The organism is Deinococcus radiophilus, from assembly GCF_020889625.1.
GTDB lineage: Bacteria > Deinococcota > Deinococci > Deinococcales > Deinococcaceae > Deinococcus > Deinococcus radiophilus.
Genome location: NZ_CP086380.1, coordinates 921,085 through 945,225, shown reverse-complemented (window position 1 = coordinate 945,225; position 24,141 = coordinate 921,085). Strand labels below are relative to the sequence as shown.

General features: G+C 63.4%; 22 protein-coding genes and 1 other RNA gene. 13 read left to right on the top strand and 10 right to left on the bottom strand.

All coding sequences use genetic code 11. The features are described from left to right. Positions 1-95: 95 nt before the first annotated feature. From LMT64_RS04870 to rnpB, 7 genes are all read left to right on the top strand, one after another. Positions 96-818, top strand: a complete 723-nt coding sequence (locus tag LMT64_RS04870) for a DUF937 domain-containing protein (protein ID WP_126351755.1) — start codon at positions 96-98, stop codon at positions 816-818. A gap of 303 nt (positions 819-1,121) precedes the next feature. Continuing rightward, entirely contained in the window at positions 1,122-1,493 is a 372-nt protein-coding gene (locus LMT64_RS04865; RefSeq protein WP_126351754.1) for a hypothetical protein, read from the top strand. 149 nt (positions 1,494-1,642) lie between these two features. Beyond that, on the top strand, positions 1,643-2,911 hold the full coding sequence (locus LMT64_RS04860) for a class I SAM-dependent RNA methyltransferase (RefSeq protein ID WP_126351753.1): 1,269 nt from the start codon (positions 1,643-1,645) through the stop codon (positions 2,909-2,911). Positions 2,912-3,016: 105 nt separating this feature from the next. After that, positions 3,017-3,880: a hypothetical protein gene (locus LMT64_RS04855; protein WP_126351752.1), complete on the top strand. Its 864-nt coding sequence runs from the start codon at positions 3,017-3,019 to the stop codon at positions 3,878-3,880. Between the two features lie 37 nt (positions 3,881-3,917). Continuing rightward, positions 3,918-4,301, top strand: coding sequence for a hypothetical protein (locus tag LMT64_RS04850; RefSeq protein WP_229253399.1), 384 nt, complete (start codon positions 3,918-3,920; stop codon positions 4,299-4,301). Continuing rightward, positions 4,294-5,055, top strand: coding sequence for a pseudouridine synthase (locus tag LMT64_RS04845; RefSeq protein WP_229253398.1), 762 nt, complete (start codon positions 4,294-4,296; stop codon positions 5,053-5,055). The genes LMT64_RS04850 and LMT64_RS04845 overlap by 8 nt, the downstream gene beginning before the upstream one ends. Positions 5,056-5,095: 40 nt before the next feature. After that, an RNA gene (gene rnpB, locus LMT64_RS04840) (RNase P RNA component class A) lies at positions 5,096-5,528 on the top strand. 26 nt (positions 5,529-5,554) lie between these two features. Here rnpB and LMT64_RS04835 read toward each other — a convergent pair. Together LMT64_RS04835 and truD are read right to left on the bottom strand one after the other, a co-directional pair. Then, a complete protein-coding gene (locus tag LMT64_RS04835) occupies positions 5,555-5,998 on the bottom strand; it encodes a DUF3293 domain-containing protein (RefSeq protein WP_126351749.1) in 444 nt (147 codons plus the stop codon). Next, on the bottom strand, positions 5,985-7,079 hold the full coding sequence (truD, locus tag LMT64_RS04830) for a tRNA pseudouridine(13) synthase TruD (protein WP_126351748.1): 1,095 nt from the start codon (positions 7,077-7,079) through the stop codon (positions 5,985-5,987). The genes LMT64_RS04835 and truD overlap by 14 nt, the downstream gene beginning before the upstream one ends. Positions 7,080-7,184: 105 nt before the next feature. Between truD and LMT64_RS04825 the strand changes: the two genes are divergently transcribed. From LMT64_RS04825 to LMT64_RS04815, 3 genes are read left to right on the top strand one after another with little or no spacing between them, the layout of a single operon-like run. Continuing rightward, a complete protein-coding gene (locus tag LMT64_RS04825) occupies positions 7,185-8,048 on the top strand; it encodes a shikimate dehydrogenase family protein (protein WP_126351747.1) in 864 nt (287 codons plus the stop codon). Continuing rightward, a complete protein-coding gene (locus LMT64_RS04820; RefSeq protein ID WP_126351746.1) occupies positions 8,045-11,455 on the top strand; it encodes a PAS domain-containing sensor histidine kinase in 3,411 nt (1,136 codons plus the stop codon). Before LMT64_RS04825 ends, LMT64_RS04820 begins: the two co-directional genes overlap by 4 nt. After that, positions 11,452-12,630: a hybrid sensor histidine kinase/response regulator gene (locus tag LMT64_RS04815; protein ID WP_126351745.1), complete on the top strand. Its 1,179-nt coding sequence runs from the start codon at positions 11,452-11,454 to the stop codon at positions 12,628-12,630. Before LMT64_RS04820 ends, LMT64_RS04815 begins: the two co-directional genes overlap by 4 nt. A 137-nt stretch (positions 12,631-12,767) precedes the next feature. On the opposite strand, the gene abc-f is transcribed toward LMT64_RS04815, so the two are convergent. Then, positions 12,768-14,681, bottom strand: coding sequence for a ribosomal protection-like ABC-F family protein (gene abc-f, locus LMT64_RS04810; RefSeq protein ID WP_229253397.1), 1,914 nt, complete (start codon positions 14,679-14,681; stop codon positions 12,768-12,770). Positions 14,682-14,958: 277 nt separating this feature from the next. Here abc-f and LMT64_RS04805 point away from each other — a divergent pair, with 277 nt between their 5' ends. Beyond that, positions 14,959-16,395 carry a CHASE2 domain-containing protein gene (locus LMT64_RS04805; protein ID WP_267869779.1) on the top strand — a complete coding sequence of 479 codons (1,437 nt, stop codon included), beginning with the start codon at positions 14,959-14,961 and terminating at the stop codon, positions 16,393-16,395. 149 nt (positions 16,396-16,544) lie between these two features. Here the strand turns inward: LMT64_RS04805 and recA are convergent, their stop codons facing one another. The 7 genes from recA to LMT64_RS04770 form a co-directional block, all read right to left on the bottom strand. Next, a complete protein-coding gene (recA, locus tag LMT64_RS04800; RefSeq protein WP_324295874.1) occupies positions 16,545-17,663 on the bottom strand; it encodes a recombinase RecA in 1,119 nt (372 codons plus the stop codon). Beyond that, positions 17,660-18,322 carry an RNA 2',3'-cyclic phosphodiesterase gene (gene thpR, locus LMT64_RS04795; protein WP_126351742.1) on the bottom strand — a complete coding sequence of 221 codons (663 nt, stop codon included), beginning with the start codon at positions 18,320-18,322 and terminating at the stop codon, positions 17,660-17,662. Before thpR ends, recA begins: the two co-directional genes overlap by 4 nt. A gap of 217 nt (positions 18,323-18,539) precedes the next feature. Continuing rightward, positions 18,540-19,421, bottom strand: coding sequence for an ornithine cyclodeaminase family protein (locus LMT64_RS04790; protein ID WP_126351741.1), 882 nt, complete (start codon positions 19,419-19,421; stop codon positions 18,540-18,542). After that, complete coding sequence (locus tag LMT64_RS04785) at positions 19,403-19,849, bottom strand: VOC family protein (protein WP_126351740.1); 447 nt, start codon at positions 19,847-19,849, stop codon at positions 19,403-19,405. The genes LMT64_RS04790 and LMT64_RS04785 overlap by 19 nt, the downstream gene beginning before the upstream one ends. Beyond that, positions 19,846-20,172, bottom strand: a complete 327-nt coding sequence (locus tag LMT64_RS04780; RefSeq protein ID WP_126351739.1) for an antibiotic biosynthesis monooxygenase family protein — start codon at positions 20,170-20,172, stop codon at positions 19,846-19,848. Before LMT64_RS04780 ends, LMT64_RS04785 begins: the two co-directional genes overlap by 4 nt. Before the next feature lie 2 nt (positions 20,173-20,174). Next, positions 20,175-20,516 carry a VOC family protein gene (locus tag LMT64_RS04775; RefSeq protein ID WP_267869778.1) on the bottom strand — a complete coding sequence of 114 codons (342 nt, stop codon included), beginning with the start codon at positions 20,514-20,516 and terminating at the stop codon, positions 20,175-20,177. 7 nt (positions 20,517-20,523) lie between these two features. Then, a complete protein-coding gene (locus tag LMT64_RS04770) occupies positions 20,524-21,105 on the bottom strand; it encodes a VOC family protein (RefSeq protein WP_126351737.1) in 582 nt (193 codons plus the stop codon). A 326-nt stretch (positions 21,106-21,431) separates the two neighbouring features. Between LMT64_RS04770 and soxR the strand changes: the two genes are divergently transcribed. Together soxR and dnaX are read left to right on the top strand one after the other, a co-directional pair. Beyond that, on the top strand, positions 21,432-21,746 hold the full coding sequence (soxR, locus tag LMT64_RS04765) for a redox-sensitive transcriptional activator SoxR (RefSeq protein ID WP_324295873.1): 315 nt from the start codon (positions 21,432-21,434) through the stop codon (positions 21,744-21,746). Between the two features lie 138 nt (positions 21,747-21,884). Continuing rightward, positions 21,885-24,140 carry a DNA polymerase III subunit gamma/tau gene (dnaX, locus tag LMT64_RS04760; RefSeq protein WP_229253396.1) on the top strand — a complete coding sequence of 752 codons (2,256 nt, stop codon included), beginning with the start codon at positions 21,885-21,887 and terminating at the stop codon, positions 24,138-24,140. The last annotated feature ends 1 nt before the right edge of the window (position 24,141 follow it).

Genomic DNA, 24,141 nt, shown 5'->3' with positions numbered 1-24,141 from the left:
AACGGCGTCAAAAGATGTTTGTTCCACTGGCTGTATTAACCATCTTCAAGGAAACGCTGTTCAGGCGTGCCTGCGCCCGTCCCTATACTCAGCGCATGGACCTTTTACAGATGTTGGCCGGTCAAATGCAAGCCCAGCAAGTTGCCCAGCGGGTAGGCACTGACCCCGCGCAGACACAGGATGCACTGCAGGCTGCGGTGCCACTGCTCCTGGGGGCCCTGACCCGCAATGCCCAGCAGGGCCAGGCCGGAACCATTGAGCAGGCTGTCGCGCAGCACGGCAGTCACGAATTGGAGCAGTTCGCCCAGGGGGGTCAGTTGCCCGATATGGCTGACGGCCATAAGATTCTGGGGCATGTGTTTGGAGGTCAGCAGCAAGCAGCCGCCAATGCTGTCGGTCAGCGTTCTGGCATCAATCCACAGCTGGCCATGCAGATCCTGAGCATCGCCGCTCCACTGGTCCTGAGCTACCTCAACCGTCAGCGTCAGGCCCAAGGCGGGACAGGGCTGCCCACTGGCTTGCCGGGTGGTCTGCCGCAGACAGGCGCGGTCAGTCCGGCAGGTGGCGACATTACTTCTGTGCTGACCAGTGTGCTGGGCGGACTGCTCGGTGGTGGCATGGCTGGGGGCGCGGCAGGCGGCAACCTGGGTGGTGCGTTGGATCAAGTTCTGGGCGGCGGTCAGAGCGGCGCGGCACCCCAGGGCCAAAGGGGTGACATGGGCGGCCTCCTGGGGACCCTCAACCGTGCTCTGGACCGTGACGGTGATGGCAATGCCCTGAATGAAGTGATGGATATGCTTTCCCGCCGCCGGGCATAGCCCCTTCCAGCTATTTTGAGTGGAGGGGCCGGTGGGCCTATCCACTCCATATATGACCGTTCTGGCCAGCTTCAGTCAGCTATCAGTCAGATAAGTGGCCTTATGTTCACCCAGTCTTAAGTCATGGTTGAGTGAACATTGCAGTTCCGGTGAGACTCAGCGGATACAGGGCTACTGTGACTTATGCACGTCGCCTCTCCTGCGCCCACCACCGGAGTTTCATTGCCCCGGACACGGCCTTCCCGGCTGACCCAGGGACTTCTTGCTCTAGCGGTGGTGTTGTCTGGCTGGGCAGGTGCAGGTGTGTGGCAACTTTCACATGTTGGCCCCAGTTACCGTTTCCTGGATGATCAGGCCTGGCAGGCAGCCACCACTACGGATGCTGCGACTTTGCAGGCCCATCCACGCCGTGATATGGCTTACGCTGCCCAGGATTGGCTGGAAGGTACGCGGCCTGCACGCTTTCAGGTACTGAACCGACTTGGCACGGCCGACGCCGTTCTGGAACCCGGCACTGAAGCGTACCGGGTGGGTTGCGGGTTTACGGTCACCACCTGTGAGCAGGAAGACTGGCTCCTGGTCCGCTACGGCGAAGACATGCGCGTGGAGCAAACCTATTTCCAGCCCGCAGCTGGTTTGCCGTCATCTCTGGTGGCCAGCCTGACTCCGCACTAAAGTAGTGTTGTTCGCGCAGGTGGATGGATGCAGTAGGCCTTTACTGGGTCATTTCGCTGCTGACTAGGACTGGGCGCTTCGGAGTTCAGCCATGACCAGTGGAGAAGTGTTCCCCAATGCCGGGGGCTGTAGGCGCTAGGCTGCAAGTGATGTCTACCCAGTTTCCCCGATCCGGTGCTGCTGCACCGCACGATGACGCCGTTTATGAGATAGAAAAAGTGGTTGCTGGCGGCTATGGCCTGACACGGGATGAAGCAGGTGTGATCCTGATTCGTGGTGGCCTGCCCGGCGAGCAGGTCCGCGCTGCGGTGCGTCCGGCCAAGGGAGTGCGTCAGGGTCAGATGACTGAGGTGCTCCGGCCCAGCCCAGACCGGGTGACGGCCTCCGAACTGCCCACCACTGACCTGGCACACGCAAGTTACGAGGCACAGCTGCGATACAAGCGCGATTTTGTACGCGAAGCACTGACCCGGATCGCCAAGCTGGATGCTGGCAGTGTAGAACCCACGGTGCCCAGCGAGTCGGCCCAGGGTTACCGCAGTGGCGCCCAGTATCTGATTACTCCGCAGGGGTTGGCCTACCGTGAGCGCCGGGGCCACCGCCCGCTGCTGGTGGACCATGATCCCTTGATTGCGCCGTTTGTCGCTGAGTTGCTGAACCGTATTGATGTGCAGCAGCTGGCCCCCGCGCAGGAAATTGCCGTGCGTGGCTCGTTCCTGACGGGTGAAGTGGTTGCTGCGCTCATCGGCCCTGGCGAGCCCCGAGCCTACCTGCGGGCTGCCGATCACCTGATGGACCTGGGCGCGGTGGGCGTCAGCCTGGCGGTCCCAGCCGGCAAGCGTTTTAGTGCAGGGGTGCGCCTGATCGCTGGTGAAAGCAGTGTTGTAGAGCGCTTCGGTGGAGTAGATTTGCCTGTGAGTGCCGTGGGCTTTGCACAGATCAACCCGCAAGCGGCAGGACAGGCCTACACCCAAGTGGCGGAACTGGCCGGGCGCGGCACCCACGCCACCGATCTGTACGGTGGAGCAGGGGCCATCGGGCGGCATCTGACTGAGCAGTTCGAGCGCGTGACCGTACTGGACAGCTCGGCTGAGGCCCTGATGCGTGGGCGTCAGGCCGCCGCCGAAGCGGGGGTGGGAAATATCACCTTTCAGCAAGGCGCCGCCGAGGAACTGGATGAACTGAGCGCTGAAGTGATTGTGGTAGACCCACCGCGTGCAGGACTGGACCCGGCGGTACGGGACCACATTCACGCCTCGACCGCGGACCGTCTGGTCTACGTCTCGTGTGATCCGGCCACCTGGGCGCGGGACATCAGCGATCTGGTGGGCCGTGGCTGGCGGCTAGGACGGGTGATCCCGCATGACTTCTACCCGCAGACCAGTCACGTCGAAGTGGTCAGCGTGCTGGAGCGTTAAGCCTGGATCAGCTGGCTCAGCATTGTTTAATCGTAGGTAAGGTTACATTAGAGCATCAAAAATCGAAACTGGCTCGGTAAAAGGTCTGCTCTGGCCCTACTTCTTTTGAGTACTTCAGCAGCGGCGGGAGCAGCCGGAAATCCTGCTCCCGCCGCTCTCGCTCAGACTCAATCTGCGGACAGCACGTCTGCTCCGTCTGCGGATGCCGCCGCCCTCCGCAAATTGCTGGACCGGATGATGTCAGGAGCCTATCTGGTCGGCCAGGCCCCTGAGAAGCTGGGCGCACCGCTGCCCCCCGGCGCTGAAGTGGTGGGCGCGATGGGTCAGGCAGGGTATTGGACTGTCTTTCTGGACAGCCCGAAATCTCCGGCGGAGGTGATTGCGTTTTACCGTACCCAGCCGGGCTGGGAAGTGGTGGAACCTGAGCGCCATCAGTCGGCCAACGGATTTCTCTCCGAAAGTCTGGAAGGGGTTGACTCCGGCTCCCTGACCATAATATTTCGTCAGGAGCCGCCCACCTTGCTGCAAATAACGGCCCACAGATTGGCAGAGGGGCAGGCCACCCAGGTTATGCTTTCGGTGCAAACGGGTAAAGACGCCCACCAGATGAAAGAGAATCTGAGCAGTTACAGTAGTGCCGAATCTCTTTTGCCTGTGTTACGGGCACCATCAGGGGTGCAGGTCAGGCCAACGGGCGGCGGTGGGAGCAACGACTGGTACAACAGTGAGGCCAACTTACAGATCAGTCAGTCACTGAAGCAGTTACACCAAGCTTACGCAGAGCAGCTGCGTACGCAAGGTTGGGCTGAAGTCAATCCGTCCTCAACACTGCCAGGCGGCGGCGAAGCGTCTCTGTGGCATATCGCTGCTGAGAATGAACAGCCTGTCCGCCTGGTGCTGCTGGACCTGCAACCCGTCCCCGAAGGGACTGGGCTGTACCGCGGAAAACTGACGGTCTGGACGCGCTGAGGACTGCCCGCGCGGGCAGGCATGTAGACTGGGGGCTGTGTTGCGCTTTGCGTTTTGGTTGACCGCCCTGCTGATCTTGCCGCTGGGGCTGGGCCTGTACTGGCTGCCGCAAGAATCGGCGGCGCAGTTGAGGGCCTCGCCGCTGTGGCTGGTGCGGGGTGCCGGGGCGATGATAACAGCCTGGGGCGCAGCGCTGCTGTATGCCGGGGTGCGGACCGATCCGACTGGGCGGGTGCTGCTGGTCAGCGGCAATCTGCTGTTGGCCGCCACCCTGGGGGCTGGGGCGCTACGTCTCAACCTGCCAGATCAGCTCCAGAACGTATTGCTGGGCTATGCGGCGCTGCTGCTGGGCTTAGGTCTGGTAGGGCTCCTGGCGAAGTCGGCCACTCTGCCTCAGTCGGGCGGAGCACTGCATGAATGAGCCTAAGCTTGACCGCCTGCAAAAAGTGCTGGCCCGTGCCGGAGTGGCGTCACGCCGCGCCTCCGAAGAGTTGATCCAGTCGGGCCGCGTCACGGTGAACGGTCAGTCGGCTACGTTGGGACAGCAGGTGGGCCCAGGCGACGACGTGCGGGTAGACGGCCAGCCGATTCAGGCCCAGGCGCATACCGTGACTTACATGCTGCACAAACCCGCTGGCTACGTGACCAGTGCCAGCGACGAATTGGGCCGCGAAACGGTGCTGGACGCCATGCCTGCGGTTGCAGGGTTGCATCCCGTCGGGCGGCTGGACCGTGACAGCGAAGGCTTGCTCATTCTGACCACCGATGGTGCGCTGACCCAGCGCCTGACCCATCCCCGCTATGAACACGAGAAGGTGTACCGGGTGTGGTGTGATCCAGAACCTTCTGAGCGCGGTCTGGCCGAGCTGCGCCGGGGCGTGGAGCTGGAAGACGGTTTTGCGCGCGCCGAGGTGCAGGCGGCCCCCAGCGGTGCGCTGGCCCTGCTGCGTGAGGGCCGCAAACGTCAGGTGCGCCGGATGTTCGCCGCCATCGGCTGCCCGGTGGACCGCCTGCTGCGTTACCGGGTGGGAGGGCTATGGCTGGGCGACCTAGGCTCTGGGGAGTTCGCCGAACTGAACTCCCAGCAGCTGGAGTGGCTCCTGATGCCGGACCTGACAGGAGCCACTCCGGAGCAGCGCGAACAAGAACAGGTGACGCGGCGGCTCTGGCTGTGACGAGAAGAGGCCAAGCGGTCACAATCTGCTAGACTGGTAGGCCGGGAGCCAGACGGCCGCACCGTAATTTGCGGTGAGGAAAGTCTGGGCACCACAGGGCAAGGATGCCAGCTAACGGCTGGTCAGCGAGCCTGAGCACCTCCACCCGCGCCTGGGTAGGGGAAAGCGGCGAAGCTGAAGGACAGTGCCACAGAAACGAGACGGCCCAGGCGGCGATACACCAGGCGCAGTGTGCCGGCAAGGTCAAGGTGAAACGGTGCGGTAAGAGCGCACCAGGTTCCCAGGAGACTGGGAGCGCTGGTAAACCCCATCCGGTGCAAGACCCGACAGAGCGGCAGGGCGGCCCGCCCGCGAAGACCGCCAGGATGGTCGCTTGAGGTGTCTGGCGACAGGCATCCCAGAGAGATGGTCGTCCCTGTGCCCGCGTAGCGGCAGAATCAGGACAGAACCCAGCTTATCGGCTCCCGGAGTGCCATGTCCCCCGCCTGGGGGGCATTTTTTATAGTTCTGGTGAGGCCTGGATGACCCAACGGCGGTCCACGGCGTAGACTTTTGCTGCGTCCAGCCACAGCAGCGCAGCACGGTGGTTCCAGCCCCACAGTACGGCGGCCTGACCGCACCGCCTTCCAAGTTTGGACAGTTCACGGGCCTGAATGCCCTGGATGATCAGTGTCTGCTCGCGCCACTCGCCACTGCCGTTGTGGCCAGTTAGCCTAGGCCAGCCCTGAGCCTGCACTTCGGCCAGCAACTTTGCCTGGGCAAGTCGGTTGGCCGTTTCATCTGCCGCCCGCCCCTGCGGATTCCAGGCAGTCACGATGCCCCAGCGCCCCCTGGCCCAGATAGGCGCTGGACCGGGCGCATCGCTCAGGTTGGCGCGGCTTTCGGCCGTGCCGTAGCTGGTGGTGAGGAACGCCTCACGCAGCGCCGGATCAGGCTGAGTCATGGCGTTCCTCCGGCAGCGGGAGGGTGTCGATCTCACCTCCCATCAGTTCGCGCAGCACCGCCGTCGCAAAACTGCCTCTGGGCAGGGTGAACTGCACCGTGTATCCGCTCTCTTCCGGGGTCAGCAGGGGTGCTTCCAGAAAAAAGATGCGGGTCAGCCGGGTGTCGCCGCGCAGAGCCGTGAACTCGGCGGGGTCCAGGTCCAGCCCCGCCAGGGCTTCGCGCTCCAGCTCGCCCGCCGGGCCACGCAAGGGGTCCGTCTTGCGTCCGAACAGATTGCCCAGTGCGCTGACCTCGCCTGCCCTGGCCCGCTCCGACTCGCTGGCGTCGTCCACCCAGAATTCGCCTCCGCTGGTGTGTTTTTTCGCGTGATCACCCGGCAGCAGTTCAGCGAAGAGGCCACGTTCCAGTCGCCGGCTGAGGTAAGCGTTGAATACGGCGCTTTGCAGTGCAGACACCAGAAAGCGCCGCAGCTTGGGGTCTTTCAGGGCCGATTCGCCGCGCAACACCCGCAGCCCTTCCGCTGCATTGATGCCGCCCAGCCCGAAGCGCTGCGGTCCAAAGTAGTTGGGGATGCCCTGCTCGGTCAGTTCACCCAGGCGTTGCTGGGCGGCCTGCGCTGTCCCTGCCGCGCCGCGCACGCGCACCTGAAAGCGGTTGCCGCGCAAGTGGCCCAGACCTAGCTTGTTGGGATGCCGCGCGGATTGCAGCACCTCTACGCCTGACAATTCGAAGTGCGGCAGGCGGCTTTCCCCCTTGACTGGAACCGATACCCACTGGGTCGTCACCGCGTGGCGGTCCTTTTGCCCGGCGCTCCCGATGTCACGGTCCTTGACGCGCAGTTGCCGCGCCAGCTCACGGAGGACATGGCCAGTGGTATGGCCCTCCTTACGCAGCTCAATCATCAGGTGGTCGCCTTCGCCCTGGGGGAGGTACAGCGGCAGTTCGTCCACCACAAAGTCGGCGGGCTCAGTACGCAGTTGCCCGCCGGTCCCCGCTTCCGGCGGCAACCCGCCCAGGCGGGCCAGACTGGACCAGCGAAAGGTGAGGGGATCTGCAGGAGCATGGGGCAGGCCGGTCATGCGGTGCAGGCTACTGCATTTATATTTATGGTGCGGCCCCACACAGGTAGTTCGCCGCAGGTGCGTTAGCGTTCCAGGCGGAGGGCATGCGATAGACTGCCGTTTATGTCGGCGGAACTCCGCGCCTATCTGTTTGCACATCCTGTTGCCCATACCTTGTCACCCGTCATTCACCGCGCCGCGCTGGCTGCCGTGGGGATGCACGGAAGTTACCGGCCTGAAGACGTGGCCCCTCAGGACTTGGCGGCGCGACTGCTGGCTCTGCGTGCCGAGGCCCTGAATCCTCTGACGGTCGGGGCGAACCTCAGCCTGCCGCACAAGGTGGCCGCCCTGCCGCTGCTGGACGGTCTGACCCCCGCTGCACGGGCCATCGGCGCGGTGAACACCCTGTATTGGGAGGACGGCCAACTCCTGGGTGACAACACCGACGCTCCAGGCCTGCAAGCGGCACTGAGAGATGCTGGCTTTGCTCCAGACCAGGCGTCTCAGGCGGTGTTGCTCGGTGCTGGGGGGGCTGCGCGTGCCGCGCTGTGGGTTCTGCGCGATTGGGGCATTCCGGCGCAGATTCTGAACCGCACACTTGGGCGGGCTGAGGCGCTGGCCGAGGAGTGGGCAACTCCCAGCTGGACGGTGGAGGCTGCCAGGCCAGAGGAAGTGGACTGGTCTGCGGTGCGCCTGATTATCAATGCCAGCAGCGCAGGACTGGACCGACCAGAAGAGACCCCCCTGCTGCTGAGCGCCGCGCAGTGGGAAGCGCTGCCTGCCGGAGCGCTGGTCTATGACATCGTGTACCGTCCACGACTGACCCGGTTGCGGCGCGATGCCGAGCAGCACGGTTGCCGCAGCGAGGGTGGGCTGGGGATGCTGGCCCATCAAGCCGCCCTGGCCTTCCGGCGCTGGACGGGGGCGGAGGTCTCAGCCGGTGTGCTGATTGAAGCTGCCCAAGCCGAGTTGGGGCGGAGCGCATGATTCGCCGTCCTGCCTTTCTGCGGATTTCTCTGGCCACCCAGCTGCTGATTTTGATTCTGCTGGTCACACTGATCTCGACCCTGGCGATCAATACCTATGTGCGCCAGCAACAGCTGACCGAAGCGCGGTCCGATCTGAACTCACATGTCCGGGTGCTGGTGGACCGCCTTTCTGATTTTGAAACTCTGCTGCACGCCACCCATTCGTTTTTGTACGCCGATCAGATGCCAGGCACCGACCTCGAAGATTTTATCGAGGGCATGGAGTTGTCTCGCTACCTGCCGAGCGTGAATGCGCTGGACGTTGTTCGCTTTCAGGACCGCTTAGAAGAACCGCTGACGACCCTTGGCCCTTTGCGGCTTGACCCTGACGTCGCCCGCACGCTACAGGAAGAATTCAACCATGCAGTGAGCCGCCAAGTTCAGACGATGACCCTGCCTTTTGTAGCCGCAGATGCCCAGGGACAGGCGCGGCAATGGTTGGTCATGATCCAACCCTGTGCGCCCTCGGAAGGCCATATTCCCTGCGCCCTGTACCTGCTGATCGACACCCAGACGCTTCTGCAGAAAGTGGATGAACTGACCGCGCATTCCGGCAGCTTGGTTGATGTCAAGGTGGATGGTCTGCTTCTTGGGCCAGGGGCGCTGGGCACTCAGGTCTCAGGCCTGGGCTTTTTGGGCAGGCCAAATATGACCTTAGGTAGCACTGGGAAGGTCATGTACTCGGAAACAGACCGATTGGGCCGCAACTGGAGTCTGAGTGCGCCGGTTCAGCGCTTGGCGGTGGGGCAGCCCGCCAGCATCCTGACCCCGCTGGTGCTGTTGATGGGCTTGCTGGCCGGCATCCTGACCTACCGACTTGTTGGGGATCAGCTCCGCCTGACTGGGCGGCTGCTGCAGTCCAACGAGGACTTGAGCGCCTCGCAGAGCTATTTGCAGCAGTCGCGGGCTGACTTCCTTGCCATTTTCCAGTCGATGGACGGCGGCGCGGCCTTCACCACACCCGACGGCTTTATTCGCATGACCAACCGCCATTACTTGGAACTGCTCCATCTGGACGCGGCAGCAGTGGCAGGCAAACATATCGATGAGATTCGTCAGCAGATGGTCGTCAACCGTCCTGGAAACCGTGAGGCCCTGTTTTCGGGTGAAACTCCCGAAGAGTATTCCGGTGTGGTTCGCGAGTTGCACGGCGGCCCAGGCCGCAATTTCTGGGGCGAGCTGAGCCGGGTTCGTGTGCTGGGTCAGGCCCAGGAACTGCTGGGGTACTTACATGTGGTCCGTGATGTCACCGAGCAGCGTGAAGTGCAGCGCCGCCTGCGTGAACAGGACCAGCGGTCGCGTGAAGCGCTGGACAGCGTACCGCATGTCCTGTGGCTGAGCAGTGACACCGGCCGATTGATCTACGCCAATCAGCAGTTCCGTGACCTGCTGGAATCGGCGGATGTCGGGGCGCAGGTGCATCCCGGCGACCGGGAAGCATACCGCCTGATGTGGGAACGTGCCTACCGTGAAAGTCTGCCGCAGGAGCTGGATCTGCGCCTGGCCCTGCATACGCCTTCCGTGCTGGCCCGCAGTCAGGACATGGATATCCCGCCGCCGGGGTGGCGCTGGGTGTCTCTCAAAGTGGCGCCTTTACGCGGTGGGCGAGGGGAAGTCAGGGAATGGATTGCCGTAGCCACCGATGTGCACGCCCGTCTGTTGGCTGAACAACGTGCTGTGGCTGAGCAGGACCACTACCGCATGGTGCTGAACGGGATGCCCCAGTTGGTTTGGACCGTGGATGAGGAGTGGAATGTCAGCTATGTGAATGGTCGCTGGTACGCCCTGCAACCCGGCCTGCCTACGCCGACGACCCTGGATGAACTGCTGCTTCCACTGCATCCGGACGATCTGGCTCCTTTCCACGCTGCAGTGGTTCGGGCGCGGCAGGAAACCCGTCCGCTGGAAATGGAAGTCAGGATGGTCGGCCCGGACGGACACTACCGCGCCTATGTCCTGCGGGCCGTGCCGCTGCTGGACGCTCAGGGAACGGTAGAGGAATGGGTCGGTACCACCACCGATGTGGATGATCAGGTCAGGGCCGAGGCCTCGGCGCGGCTGATGGTGCAAATCTCGGATGCGCTGACGTCTGTGGTCGCAGGCGGCGCAGAGATTGGCGCAGATGACCGCAGGTATCAGCAGGCCATTGACCTGATGGCCAGTTCACTGGACGCTGCGGTGGGGCTCTGGCAAGTGGACCTAGTGGCTGGTGATGGGGAGATGACCCCAGTCCCCGGCGAACTGGGGCCTCAGCTCAGAATCGACTGGTTGGGCCACTCTATGTTGCCGCAGGAGCGTCTGTCGCCAGAAGTGGACCGGCGCGTGCGTGAGATGATCCGGCAAGCCGCCGTATGCGGCGAACAAGTGGTGGAGCGTGCCTCGCCACTGCTGGCCCGGATCGGGATCGTGGAATTTATGGTGGTGCCGCTGCGCGGCCACGATGGCAGTCTACGGGGCATCCTGGCTGTGGCCTTTGGCCGCTCCATCCGTACCTACGACTACGAACTGACCGAGCAGTTGGCCCAGCGCTTTGCGGTGGCGCTGGACAACGATCAGCTGCGCCGCCGTGCCCAGGAAGCCACCGAGCAGCTCGCGCAACTCAACCGCTCGCTGGAGCAGCGCGTCAAGGAGCGCACCCTGGAGCTAAAAGAGGCCAACCGCGAGCTGGAAGCCTTCAGTTACTCGGTCAGCCACGACCTGCGTACACCGCTTCGGCACATGACCGGCTTTGGGGAGCTGCTGCGCAAAAAGCTGCAGGCCGAAAACGAAGACCTCTCGCAGCAGGCCGAGCGCTACCTCAGCGTCATTCTGGATTCGGGGCAGCGCATGGGCCACCTGATTGATGACCTGCTGGAATTCTCGCGGACTGGGCGGGCTGAACTCCGTCAGCAGCAAGTGGACCTGGGTGCCCTGGTCGGTGAGGTGTGGGATTCCTTGCAGCCGGACCGCGAGGGCCGGGTGGTGGCGTTGCAAGTAGACCCACTGCCAGCGGTCTACGGCGATGAGCGGCTGCTGGGGCAGGTGTTTGGCAATCTGTTGAGCAATGCCCTGAAATATTCGCGGACCAAAGAAGAAGTGCTGATCCGCGTGGACGCGCAGATGCAGGGCGACATGGCCGAGATCCGGGTGCATGACAATGGCGTGGGTTTTGACCCGCGCTATACCGATAAACTGTTTGGCGTGTTTCAGAGACTGCATACCAACGAAGAATTTGAGGGCACCGGAATTGGCCTGGCCAACGTGCGGCGCATCGTACAGCGGCATGGGGGACAGGTGTCGGCTACCGGCGAACCCGGCGTGGGCGCCACCTTCAGATTGACGCTGCCCACCGAACCCCGGCCCACCGAAGAACAGGCCGAAGTATGACCGAGCCGGTCCGTGTCCTGCGGCTGCTTCACCTCGAAGACAATGATCTGGACCATGAGCTGGTCGTGGAATCGCTGCGCGGCGACCTGCCCTGGAACCTGGAAGTGCGCCGCGCCGAGGATGAGGACGGCTTTATGCGCGAATTGAGCGAATTTACGCCGCAGCTGATCCTCTCGGATTATGCGCTGCCCAGTTATGACGGCCTGCGGGCCTTTCAGGCGGCCCAAGAGTACGATCCTTTTGTGCCGTTCCTGATCGTGACCGGTGCGATGGGCGAGGAGGTGGCGGTCGATACGCTGCGCCAGGGTGTGACCGACTACATCCTCAAGCAGCGCCTGGAACGCCTCGCACCCAGTGTGCGCCGCGCCATTGCCGAACACGACATGCAGCGCCGTCAGGAAATGGCCGAACAGGCCGTGCGCGAGCTGAACCTGTCCCTGCAGCAGCGCCTCGAAGAAGTCGAGCGGCTGCGCGGCGTGGCCGAGGCCCAGCGCCAGCGTCTGGAAGTTCAGGCCAAGCAACTGTCCGAAGCGCTGACCATGCAGCAAACGTTCCTGGCTGAAACCAGTCACGAACTGCGGACCCCTCTGACGGCGCTGCTGGGTTATCTGCACCGCCAGGAACGTGAAAAAGGCGCGTCGCAGACCCTTTCGGATGCCCGGCGGGTGGCCGAGAACATGACCCGGCTGGTCAACGACCTGCTACAGATTTCGCGCGGTGAGCTGGTCCAGGGCATCGAGATGCACTTTGTGAACCTGGACCGCCTGGTGGAACAGGTGGGGCGCGACTTTCAGGTCCCGGTGACGGCGCTAGACCGTCCGCTGGAAGTGCTGGGCGACCCTGGACGGCTGACTCAGGTTTTCGTGAATCTGGTCAGCAATGCTGTGCGGGTCTGCGGAAATCCAGAATGTGTAGAGTTGCAGGGCCGCCAGAATGACGGCTTTGCGGAAGTGCTGGTGATTGACCACGGCCCTGGCGTGCCAGATGACGTGAAACCGCGCATTTTCGACAAGTTTTACCGGGGCAAGGAAGCCGGGTCAGCTGGCCTGGGCCTGACCATCGCGCAGCAGGTCGTGCTGGGCCATGACGGCCAGATCGACGTGATCGATACGCCCGGCGGCGGTGCCACCTTCCGGGTGCGCCTGCCGATGCTGGACGAAGACGAGGACGAGTAAGGCTATTGGCAGAGCGGTGGAGCCAGGCGGGGGAGTGACGAAACCGCTTCCCCGCCTGGGTCCTGGGTCACTTTGATACCAAACGTGCTTAGGCGGCCAGGCCCTGAAGACTCCAGGGACTTGCCGCCACTGTCTGCCTAGCTCCGGCTTTCCAATTCGGTATGGGCCGCTTCCCAGTCGGCCATGACCTCCTCCAGTTGACCTTCCAGGGCATGGGCCGCCCGGCCCAGCGCGGCGAAGTTGGCGTCGGGGGTGGCCCCGGCCAGTGCCAGTTGCGCACTTTCCAGTTCGGCTTCCAGGGCCTCGATGTGGGCCTCCAGTTCGGTGACTTGCTTGCCCAACTGATAGGTGTTGACCCCCGAAAAGCGGGTCTGGGGTGCGTTGGGAGCGGGCTTTGGCGCAGGTGTGGCTGGCGTGGCCGCCGGGGTGGGTTCAGCTTGCTGGGCCTCCACCCTGCGGGGGTGCTGGTCCCGGTAGTCTTCCCAGCCGGGATAGCTGTAAAACTGTCCGTCTTCGACCAGCCAGACCTGATCGGCCAGCGCCTCGATAAAGGCCCGGTCGTGGCTGACCATCAGCAGGGTGCCGCCAAAATCCGCCAGAGCGTCTTCCAGCGCCTCGACCATCTCCATGTCCAGGTGGTTGGTTGGCTCGTCCATCACCAGGAAATTGTGGTCTTCCTGCGCCAGTCTGAGCAGGGCCAGGCGTGCGCGTTCGCCCCCCGAAAGGATTCGGGTAGGTTTGTCGTGCTGATCGTAGGGAAACAGAAATGTCCCCAGCAGCGTATGGGCCTCAGAGTCTTTCTGGGTGTAGTCGCGGGCCACATCAAAGAGGGTCCGTTCTGGGTCTACGCCGCGCAGTTGCTGGTCGTAGTAACCCACGCTGACCCGCGCCCCGGTCAGGGTACGGCCCTGTGGGTCGTCGGAAGGGTCCAGGCCCAGCAGAGTCCGCAGCAGGGTCGTCTTGCCCGCTCCATTGCGGCCAATGATCGCTACCCGTTCACCCCGCCGCAACTGCACCCGCACGTCACGGAACAGGGTCCGTTCGCCCATTTGGCGGGTCAGGTTCTGGGCGTCCAGCACCACTTCGCCGCTTTCAGGAGCATGAAAGGTGATCGAGGTGGTGCGCTGCTCGGGCGGGGGCGCACCCACCGAGGCGGCGGCCATGCGGTCTACACGGGCCTGCATGGCCTTGGCACGCCTCGCCAGCTTGGACATGCCCAGGCCCCACACCTTCATGCGGTCGGCGCTGCCTTGCAAGTCGGCAATTGCTTTTTGCTGCTGGGCATACTGCGCGGCCTGCTGCTGCAGGTCCTGTTCCAGCGCGGTGCGGAAGCGGGTGTAGCCGCCGGGGTAGCGTTTCAGCGTGGCGTCACGGATATAGGCCGTTTCGGTGGTCACGTTGTCCAGAAAGGCCCGGTCGTGGCTGATCACCAGTACCGCGCCGGGGTAGCGGCCCAGAAACGTCTCCAGCCACTCCACCATCACGATGTCGAGGTGGTTGGTCGGTTCGTCCAGCAGCAGCACGTCGGGGTTCTCGACCAGCAGCGCGGCCAGACCCAGGCGGGTGCGCTCGCCGCCCGACAGGCCACTGACCTGTTCGTGTTCGCGGCCCCGGAACCCGAAGGCCAAGGCCGCCGCTTCTTTGCGGCTGCGGCGCTGAAACCCGCCGCGCCGCCCAAAGTGTTCCAGCAGTTCTTCGTGGCGCAGGATGCTGGCCTCACTGCCATCTGTCATGGCCTGGGCCGCGTCATGCAGCTCGGCTTCGAGGGCGTCCAGATCCTCGAACGCGGCTTCCAAGATGCCGTCTACCGTACTGCCCGGTGCAAAGCTGGGGTCCTGGCTCAAACTGCGGACCCGTACCCCCGGAGCGCGCAGCACCGTGCCCCCGTCGGGCAGCAGGTCACCGGTCATCAGCCGCAGTAAGGTGGATTTCCCCGCGCCGTTGCGGCCCACCAGTCCAATGCGTTCGCCGGCATGCAGCGCAAAATCTATACCTTCTAGCACGCGGTGGGGACCGTAGTATTTTTCGGCATTCTTCAGGGCAACCAGCACGCGGGGCAGTATAGCGGGCCTCCTTCTTTTGCTGGCAGCTGTCATCGGCGAGCCGTGAACCAAGCAAGGTACTGAGAGTAAGCTGCTTAGCGTGCATACCGCCCATTGGCCCTGACGTGACGCTATGATGCGGGCCGTGCAACGACCTGTAGGCCTTGGGGCGGAGATCCGCTGATGCGTCAGCCGCCCCAGGGTAGGCTCACTCTCCGTATGCCCATACGCCAGGGGGCCAGGCACGAGAGCTGGCCTTATCTGCCTACTGCGGGCCTGCTCCTGGGTGGATTCTGCGGTCTGGTCTGGCCGTACAACCCGGTGGCTTGGCACTTCGCTTCGGCCAAGGCAGCCCCGTTCCGCCCCTCAGGCCTTTTTGGTGAGTGTGGATCCAGTGGCCGTAGCTGAATACGGCCCAGTAGAGTCATGGTCGCCCGAAATATTTAGGCGTGCCTTAACGCAGCTGGATCAGGCTGGGGTGCGGGCCGTCGGTCTAGACTTGCCGCAGGTTGGGGGAGATGTTCAGGAGGCCGCGGCAGAGGTGTGGGGTGGGCGACTGGTCCTGGCGACCAGGTCACAGGACCCAGCCCTGCTGCCAGGTGTTCCTGCCGCGGTCAGAGCAGCAGTCTCACGTGGTCTAAGTACCGTCAATCCGGGCGAAGCCAATCTGTATTACGCCTTTCAGACTGGTTACGGAGCGGAGAATGGACCGCTGCTACCTTCCTTCGCCTGGCAGCTGGCGCGCCTGGCTGGATCGCAGAAGCCTCTGAATGCTGCGCCACGTTTTCTTTACCACTTTTCACCGTCTGCCTTGCAGGGTCAGCTGAATTTCAGCGATGTGCTCCGGGGTAATTTTGACTGGGCTGCCGTTCAGGGACGCGTGGCGGTCATTGGGGCCAGTTCGGTAGATCCGGACCTGCCCAGCAGTAGTGTGCTGCAAGTGCGGGCCGTGTCCAGCCTCCTGGCGCCCGAGAATGTCATGTTTTCACGTCCGGTCGTGGCTCTGTTGGCGGCCCTGACTGCGGCTCTCAGCCTGGTGCTGGGCGGCTACTGGGGCTTCGTGCTGGCGCTGCTGATGCCACTGCTCTTAGTGCGGCTATGGCCATTGGGCATTGTGTTTCCGGGAATCACTTTGGCGTTCACTGCGCTGCTGGGAACGGGCCTGGTGGCGCTGGAGTATCTGCTCTCACAACGGGGGATGCGTCTACGTCAAACCTATTCCGAGCAGGTGTTGGGCAGCCGCGTGGCCCTGACCCGGACCCTCGAAGGGTTGACCCTCCCGGGTGGCCATCCGGCCCCTGCCGAGCCGCTGGATGGCGCCAGAGACGAAACCTATCTGTTTCTGGTCAAGCTGCGTGGTTACCGGCAGTTGCAGCAGCAATTCGGCCAGGAATGGGCCGAGGAAGCCGTAGATCAGGCGGTCTTGCGCCTGCGTGACTTGCAGCCCTCGGCCTATCACCTGGAAGGCGTAGGTTTCCGCTGGGAAGCAGACGAGCTGGCATTTTTGATCACCTCGGTTGCCGGAAGTGAGGAGGCGCAGGCCATTGCTCAGCAGCTGGTCATCACTGCCGCAGAAGTGGTGTTGCGCGGTGTGGCCCTGAAACCTCAGGTCGGTCTGTCCCGGATCGTCCGGCCGCAGTTGGCAGGTGAGTCCTCGGTGGCGGCCCTGATTGAGCAGACGCGCAGAAATCAAGTGGCCTCCGCTGATACGGGCAAAGCCTAGAGACTGTCTGGATTGCCCCTACACCTTGAGCGTGCCTGATGTTGAGCGCTGGCATACACTGCCCAACTCAGCAAAGGGGTCTACAACCATCCAAAAATAATCCCCGCTGACAGCGCTCTGGCGTCAGCGGGGGAACTAGGCTTGATCGCTTACTCTGCAGCGTTCAGGGCGGTTTCTGCTTGTGGGGCCAAGTCGCTGTCAGCGTCATTCTCCGTCTGTGCGGCTTCGCTCTGGCCGCCACTGCGAATGGCGTTCAGCACGCGGGTGCGAATTTCGTCTTCCAACTCGGGGCGCTCCGCGATGTACTGCATGGCTTTTTCCTTACCCTGCCCGATGCGGTCATCCCCATACGAGTAAAACGATCCGGCCTTGCGGATGATGTCCATGTCGCTGGCCAGCGTCACCAGGTCGCTCAGCTGGTCAAAGCCCTTGCCGTAGACCAGGGCCAGTTCGACTTCCTTGAAGGGGGCGGCCACCTTGTTCTTGACGGTCTTGACCTTGACGGTGTTGGCTACGGCGTCATTGCCCACTTTGATCGGCTGACCAATCTTGCGCACATCCAGACGCACACTGGAATAGAACTTCAGGGCGCGGCCCCCGGTGGTCGTCTCGGGGTTGCCGTACATCACACCGATCTTCTCGCGCACCTGGTTGATAAAGATGGCGGCGGTGCCCGTCTTGGAGAGGATGGAGGTCAGCTTGCGAAGGGCCTGGCTCATGAGTCGGGCCTGCAGGCCGGGCAGTGAGTCGCCCATGTCCCCTTCAATTTCGGCTTTGGGCGTGAGCGCCGCCACCGAATCCACCACCACGATGTCCACGGCGCCCGAGCGCACCAGGAGCTCCATGATCTCCAGAGCCTGCTCACCGTTGTCTGGTTGTGACACCAGCAGTTCGTCGGTATTGACGCCCAGGGCGCGGGCGTAGACCGGATCCAACGCGTGCTCAGCGTCGATAAAGGCTGCTGTGCCGCCCGCCTTCTGAGCCTGCGCCACGATGCTCAGGGCCAGGGTGGTCTTACCGCCCGATTCTGGACCGTAAATCTCGGTTACGCGGCCACGCGGCACGCCGCCCACACCCAGTGCCAGGTCCAGGCTCAGGCTGCCGGTGGAAATGGTCTGCACGTCCAGCTTGCTCTCGGCGCCCAGCTTCATGATCGAGCCTTTGCCGAACTGCTTTTCGATCTGGCTCAGGGCCGTATCAATGGCTTTCTGGCGTTCTTTGGCGTCGGTGGGCATGATGGTCGGTTCTTTGGTCGTGGCTTTGCTCATGAGTTCTCCTGGGCCAGATCGGCCGGGGTGAGGTCGGGTGCAGCGGCGGAAGATGTTTCGCCGCGCAACTCAAAGCGGGAAAGGGTCTGGTAAATAGGTCCGGTCTTGCGGAGGACTGATTTGACCAGGCTGACATGTCCGGCGGTCCAGCCAGTGTCAGTAAAGGTAAGAGGTGGCAGGCGCGGTGCTGGCCCTTTCTTGCGGGCCAGCGTGACATGGGCTTTGAAGCCCTTGTCGTCGGTTTCCACACCCAGCTCGTCCAGTCCGGCACGGAGGCCCTGCGCCAGCCCATCCAGCTCAGGTGCTTTAGCCTTGACGAACCACACGCGGGGACTGCCTTCGTTGGGGAAATAGCCGGTACCACGCAGTGAAATATCCAGCGGCGGCATGTCCTGCGCAACTTGCACGCCTAGGCGCTTGAGATCGTTCAGGCGCTCTGGGGCCACGCCCGGCAGATAGGCCAGAGTGATGTGCAGCTGCTCAGGCGCGACGCGCCGCCAGTTGCCGCGCAGTTTGGTCTGGGCCTGCGCCAGTTCCTGCGCCACTTCATCAGGCACCTTGAGGGCATAAAACAGCCGCAGACGGCCAGAAGCCCCGTCTGTGCCGCCAGAGTTGCCCTGGCGCTGATTGGCACCGCCCCCCCGGTGAGATCTGGTCATAGGCAGCGACCAGCGGGGAAGAGTGGTGAGCAGGCGAAGGGTGGTTGTGTTGCGGATAATTCTGTTCTGGGCATAACAACGCCTCGGAGTATAACCCAGATAGGAAGTGGCGACTAGTGGAGGTGGGTGACATGAGGAAGGGCAGAGGAGAAAAGGCTGAAATTATGGCCTAGACGCCTAAGGGATTTCTTACACGGTCTGGAAGGCTATAAATGGCTCATCTTTTCTGCAAGATGGCCTGTGCGAGCAGGACTTCCGTGCCTGCTAAGCCCACCGACAGAAATAGGGTAATGTCATCCGGCTGGCGTATGCTGCCGCTCTGCAAACATGCGCCCAGTGAAGTAGTGTCCTCCGCGGCCAGCGCATGACTGCCAGGATACCCCTGTAGTTGATTCAGGCTGTCCGTGACCACCAGCGCAGCCCGGCGGGCCAGTTCGGGCGGGAACTCGTGACGGTGCGCCTCCTTTGGACCCAGGGTACAGACGTGCGTGCCAGGCCGCACCCACTCGGGCTGAATGACGGGCCTGGAACTGTTCGTGGCGAGCGTCAACAGGTCGGACGCCGCACAGACCTCTTCGGCAGAAGGTGCAGCCTGCGCGGGTAGCCCGGCGACGCGGAGTTCAGCCGCCAGCTTTTCGCGGCTTTCAGTCTGACGGCTGTAGACCAGCACCTGTGTCAGCTCCCGCACGCTCGACAAAGTCAATGCATGGTGCCGCGCCTGCATGCCGCTTCCAATTAAACCCAGCTGGGATGCCTCCGGGCGGGCCAGCGCTTGTGTGGCTAGGACGCCGATTGCCGAAGTGCGGAGAGGTCCCAGTTCCGTGCCGACCACAACGCCCGCCACGCATCCGGAATTGGCCCAGACCACGACCACTTGCTCGTCCAGGGGCGTGTTCCGTGTATGGTACGCCCGGAACCCGAACACGTCTGGCATGCCACCCACTGTAAACGTCATGTCCGCCGCGTGCAGCCGGGCAGGCGAGGTCAACTCGCCGTGTTCCGCCGCCAGCACGGCCCGGCGCATTACCTCTACTGCTGTGGCACGGGGGAAACGCTGGACTTCAGCGTCGGTCAAGAGCTTCATAGTTTGGACTGCCATTCCTCCAGTGAGATCACGCCCAGTTCCGGTCTGGGTCCGCCGCCCAGCATGGCGATGAACTCTAGTGAGTGACCGTCCGGGTCAGTGAAGTAAATGGCGATGGCAGGCGTCCACGCAAACACCATCGGCTGATCCGTGCCGTCGTTCAGGAAATTGCGCGGTGTGAGGCCCCGCTCTCGCAACCACGCGGGCGCACGAAGCACCTCCGGCACGGTGCTGCGGAAAGCGAAGTGCTGGCGCTGGATGTTTTCCGGCGCTTCCTCCCACAAGCCCAGCATGGCCTCACCCCGCCCGCCCAACCAGTAAAACGTGATGGGCCGCGTTTCATCCCGATGCGCCAGTTCCAGCCCCAGCACCTCACCGTAAAAGTGCTCTGAACGTTTCAGGTCGGCCACCTTGAGGTGAGTCTCGAACAGACCCGCGATCACGGTAACTCCCAGCCCATCAGCTCACGGTACGTCGCCGGATCAGCTCGTACGCTCAGCCGCGCCCACATTTCCTGCGGGTCGAAATTCAATTGCTGGTGCAACTCGTGAATGGCCTGCCGTGCCGCGTCGATGGCATCCTGATTGTCCCATTCGACGAAAGTGACGATGTTGAATTCTCCCGGCCCGCCGTGTTGTTCCAGCAGGACTTGCCGCACGAAACCGGGTTGCTGTTCCAGAAGCTGGTGCGTGGCGTGAACTTTCTCCAGAAACTCGGCCTTCGCGCCTTCCGGCACGATGAATTTATCCACCTTGAAGGTGTGCATTCTTATCTCCTTTGCTCGGTGATGCGCCAGTAGTACCCGTCCGGGTCGGTCACGCGAAAATCCGTGAGGCCCCACGCTTGCCGTTTCAGCCCCGTGACGTGCGCCCACTGCTTTTGCACGCGCTGGTGCAGGGCGGTCACGTCCCCCACTTCCAGCACGAACTCGACGCCCAGCCCGCGTTTCCCCGGCCCAGCCAGCGGGTGACCCGGTTCCAGCGTGCGAACATCCTGAACGGCAATGCGGCTCTCACCGAATCGCAAAGACTTGTACGACGCGTTCTCCCCCATCACCTCGAAGCCCAGCACGTCCCGGTAAAACGTCAGGGATTCACTCACGTCATCCACGAACAATTCAAGACGCAGGGTCGTGGGAAATCACTCCTTCCGTCGTGGCGGAGGTGAATACCAATCGAAACGGCGCGGGAATCGCGCTTCGCCCTACCGGGAACCACCCGCGTCCCTCTTTCACCACGATGAGCATTCCATCGTGACCGCCTACGGCGGTGAACGTGTCGCTTTCACCATTGAAGGGGTGCAGGTCGTACCGTTGCCCGATGTTCTGCACGGTGGCGAGAACGTCCGGGACGACGCCCAGTTCACTGACATGCAGCACGCCCGTGAATTGGTCTGCGTCGTGGTTCAAGTCGTGCCGGGCCATGAATTCCAGAATGTTGCCCGCCGGATCGTCGAAGTAGAGGATGGTAGAATTCCAGCCCTTCGATTCGAATTGATCTGTGCCGTGCTCGCCGCTCAGCAGCGGCACACGCTCCTGCACCCAGGCCCGCGCCTGCGCGACACAGTTCCGGGGGATGTCGAAGGCCACATGATAGAAACCAGTGAAATTCTCGTCCTGCACAAACGTCAGGCGTGTAGAACCTGCCGCGAAGGTAATCTGGCGGGCGTCCTCTGCCAGCAGTGGAAAACCGAGCGTCACGGCGTAGAACTCCCGCTGTGGAACGGGTATGAAGGGTTAATTCCTGAATGTTCATGCGGCGACACCCGTATGACTGGGCGGGCTGGGCGTGTGGATGCCGGGGCGGGAATGAACGTGGTCCGAGGTCAGGTTGTTCATGACCCCAGCCTAAAACCTCAAGTAAACTTCAGGTCAAGCTCTGGAGGTCACCATGCCTGAACTCACTCCCGCGCAAGTGTCGGAACGCAGCGGCCTGAACGTGTCTGCGCTGCACTACTACGAGAAAGTAAGGCCTGATTCACGCCACGCGCACGGGCGGGAACCAGCGGCGCTACTCGCGGGACACCTTGCGGCGACTGGCGTTCATTCGCGCGGCGCAGCGTGTCGGCGTGCCACTGGCGGATATCCGGGCCGCGCTGCACACCCTGCCGGAAGGCCGCACGCCCACTGCCGCCGACTGGGCGCGGCTCTCGCAGGCCTGGCGGGATGAACTGAACGCCCGGATTGCCATGTTGGAACGCCTGCGCGACGACCTGGACGGCTGTATCGCCTGCAGGTGTCTCAGCCTGGACACCTGCACGCTCTACAATCCAGGTGACAGGTACGCCCGCAGCCATCCCGGCGAGAACCGCCTGACGGGGAAAGCGCGCCCGGGGCGGTAAGCTGCATTTCCTGGGAACCGGGGCCGCAAACGCTCCCGCTCAGCCGGGCTAAACTGAACCAGTGAGCCACGTGCCGTCCCCCCAGTCCCAATTCTGCCGCACTCGCTCTCCTTTCGCCGTCCCCGTAGGGAGAAAGTCATGAGCGCCATTTATCAGCGTGCCCGGCCGATTCACTGGGATCAGGTCATCGGCCAGGAGCACATCAAGGGAGTGCTGAAAGCGGCGCTGGACCAGGGCCGGGTGGGGCACGCCTACCTGTTCAGCGGGCCGCGTGGGGTGGGCAAGACGACCACCGCCCGATTGATCGCCATGACCGCCAACTGCACCGGCCCGGAGCCTAAGCCCTGCGGCGAGTGCGAAAGTTGCCGAGCGGTGCGGGCGGGCAGTCACCCTGACGTGCTGGAGATTGACGCGGCCAGCAACAACTCGGTCGACGACGTGCGTGACCTGCGTGAAAAGGTTGGGCTGGCCCCGATGCGTGGCGGCAAAAAAATCTACATTCTGGACGAAGCGCACATGATGAGCCGCGCCGCCTTTAACGCGCTGCTCAAGACGCTGGAGGAGCCACCCGAGCATGTCATTTTCATCCTGGCGACCACCGAGCCGGAAAAAATCATTCCCACGATCCTGTCACGCTGTCAGCACTACCGCTTTCGCCGCCTGAGTGCGGACGAGATTGCCGGCAAGCTGGCGGGGCTGGCCGAGGCGGAGGGCGTAGCTGCTGAACCGGAAGCCCTGGGGCTGATGGGCCGCCTGGCCGACGGAGCCATGCGTGACGGCGAAAGCCTGCTGGAGCGGATGCTGGCTGCTGGCACCGCCGTGACCCGCCGCGCTGTGGAAGAGGCACTGGGCTTGCCCCCCGGCGAGCAGATGCGGAGTCTGGCCGGATCGCTGGTGCGTGGCGAGGCCGGAACAGCCCTGGCTGCCGCAGGGGAGCTGTACCGCGCCGGATTCGCGGCCCGCACGGTGGTAGAGGGTCTGGTTGAAGCACTGTCCCAGGCCATTCATGCGGAGCTGGGAGTGTCTGACAGTGACGCAGCCCGCCTGGAAGGTGCCGATACATCCCGGCTGCTGCGGCTGCAAGCGGCGCTGGATGAGCAGGAAAGCCGCTTCGCCCGCGCCGCCGACCTGTTGAGCCTGGAACTGGCCCTGACCCATGCCCTGCTGGCGGCAGACGGTGGGGGAGAGGTGGCGGAGAGTGACGCTCGCCCTGCTCCTCGTCCGCAGGTGAGGGATGGCGCTGAACTGTCCGAGCTGTCAGGCCGTCTGGAGCGGCTAGAGCGTGATCTGGCGGCTCTGCGTGGGAGCGGGACACTTGTGGCAGCGGCTCCGACTGCCTCTGTGGTTCCCACGCAACCTACGCCGCCTGCCGCCCGTCCGGTGGCGCCTGCCCGCGCTGCCCCGCAGGTCGCTGCGCCTGCTGGCGGCACCTGGGCCGATGTGATTCAGGCCGTCAGTATGCAGACCCGCGCTTTCCTGAAGCCTGCCCGGATGTACGCCGAGGCCGGATATGTCAGCCTGAGTTACGATGCCCGCTCCAGCTTTCATGCCAAGCAGGTCGGTACCAAGCTGGACGAGTTGACCCCACTCATTGAGCAGGTGTTCGGGCCGGTCACTTTGGAGATCATCACCGCAGATGGAGGCCGCAAGTACCCGGTTGGTGGTGGTGCAGCGGCGGCTGGAGCTGCGCCAGCGCCAGTACAAGGGGCCCTGATCACTACGCCACAGCCTGCGCCCATGCCTGTCTCACGTGCTGCTCCGACTGCCCCCGTTCAGGCCGCCAGTGATGTGGTGGATGACTTTGATCCGTTGGCGCGGCGGGCCCCTGTTGGCCGACCCCAGACCGCTGCACCTGCCCCAGAGCCGGTGCAGGAACAGGCCGCCGAGCAGCCTGCCCCACTGCGCCCCGCCGACCCACCTTCCCCGGATGACCGTGCTCCCGCCCCACTGCCGGACGCCAGCCCACCCTGGCAGGAAGACCCGGCCCAGGTGCCACCAGCTCCGGCAGGAACAGCTGAACAGACCCCCGAAACCCCGCAGGAAACGGCCACCCGTGAAATGTATCTGGGCGAGCCGGTGACGGAAGAACCCGTCTGGGATGATCTGGGCCTGCCTGCTGAGATGATCGTCAGCGGGGGTGGTCGCGCGGGGGGGGCCGAGCGGGCTAAGCCCGCTGACGCTCCAGCCCTGTCCCCTCGTCCCGCTGCCTCTGTTCCTGTCAGCGCTCCACCCATGACGACTGCGGCCAGTGGCGCCGTGCGGGATATCCGGGCGCATCCACGCTACGAGGATTTTCGCAGCCGCTTTAGCGGTCAGGTGCGGGAAATCGGCAAGAACCGTCAGGCCCCTGTGGCGGAAGTCGAGCAGCGGGAAGATGAAGGGAGCGGAGGCTAGG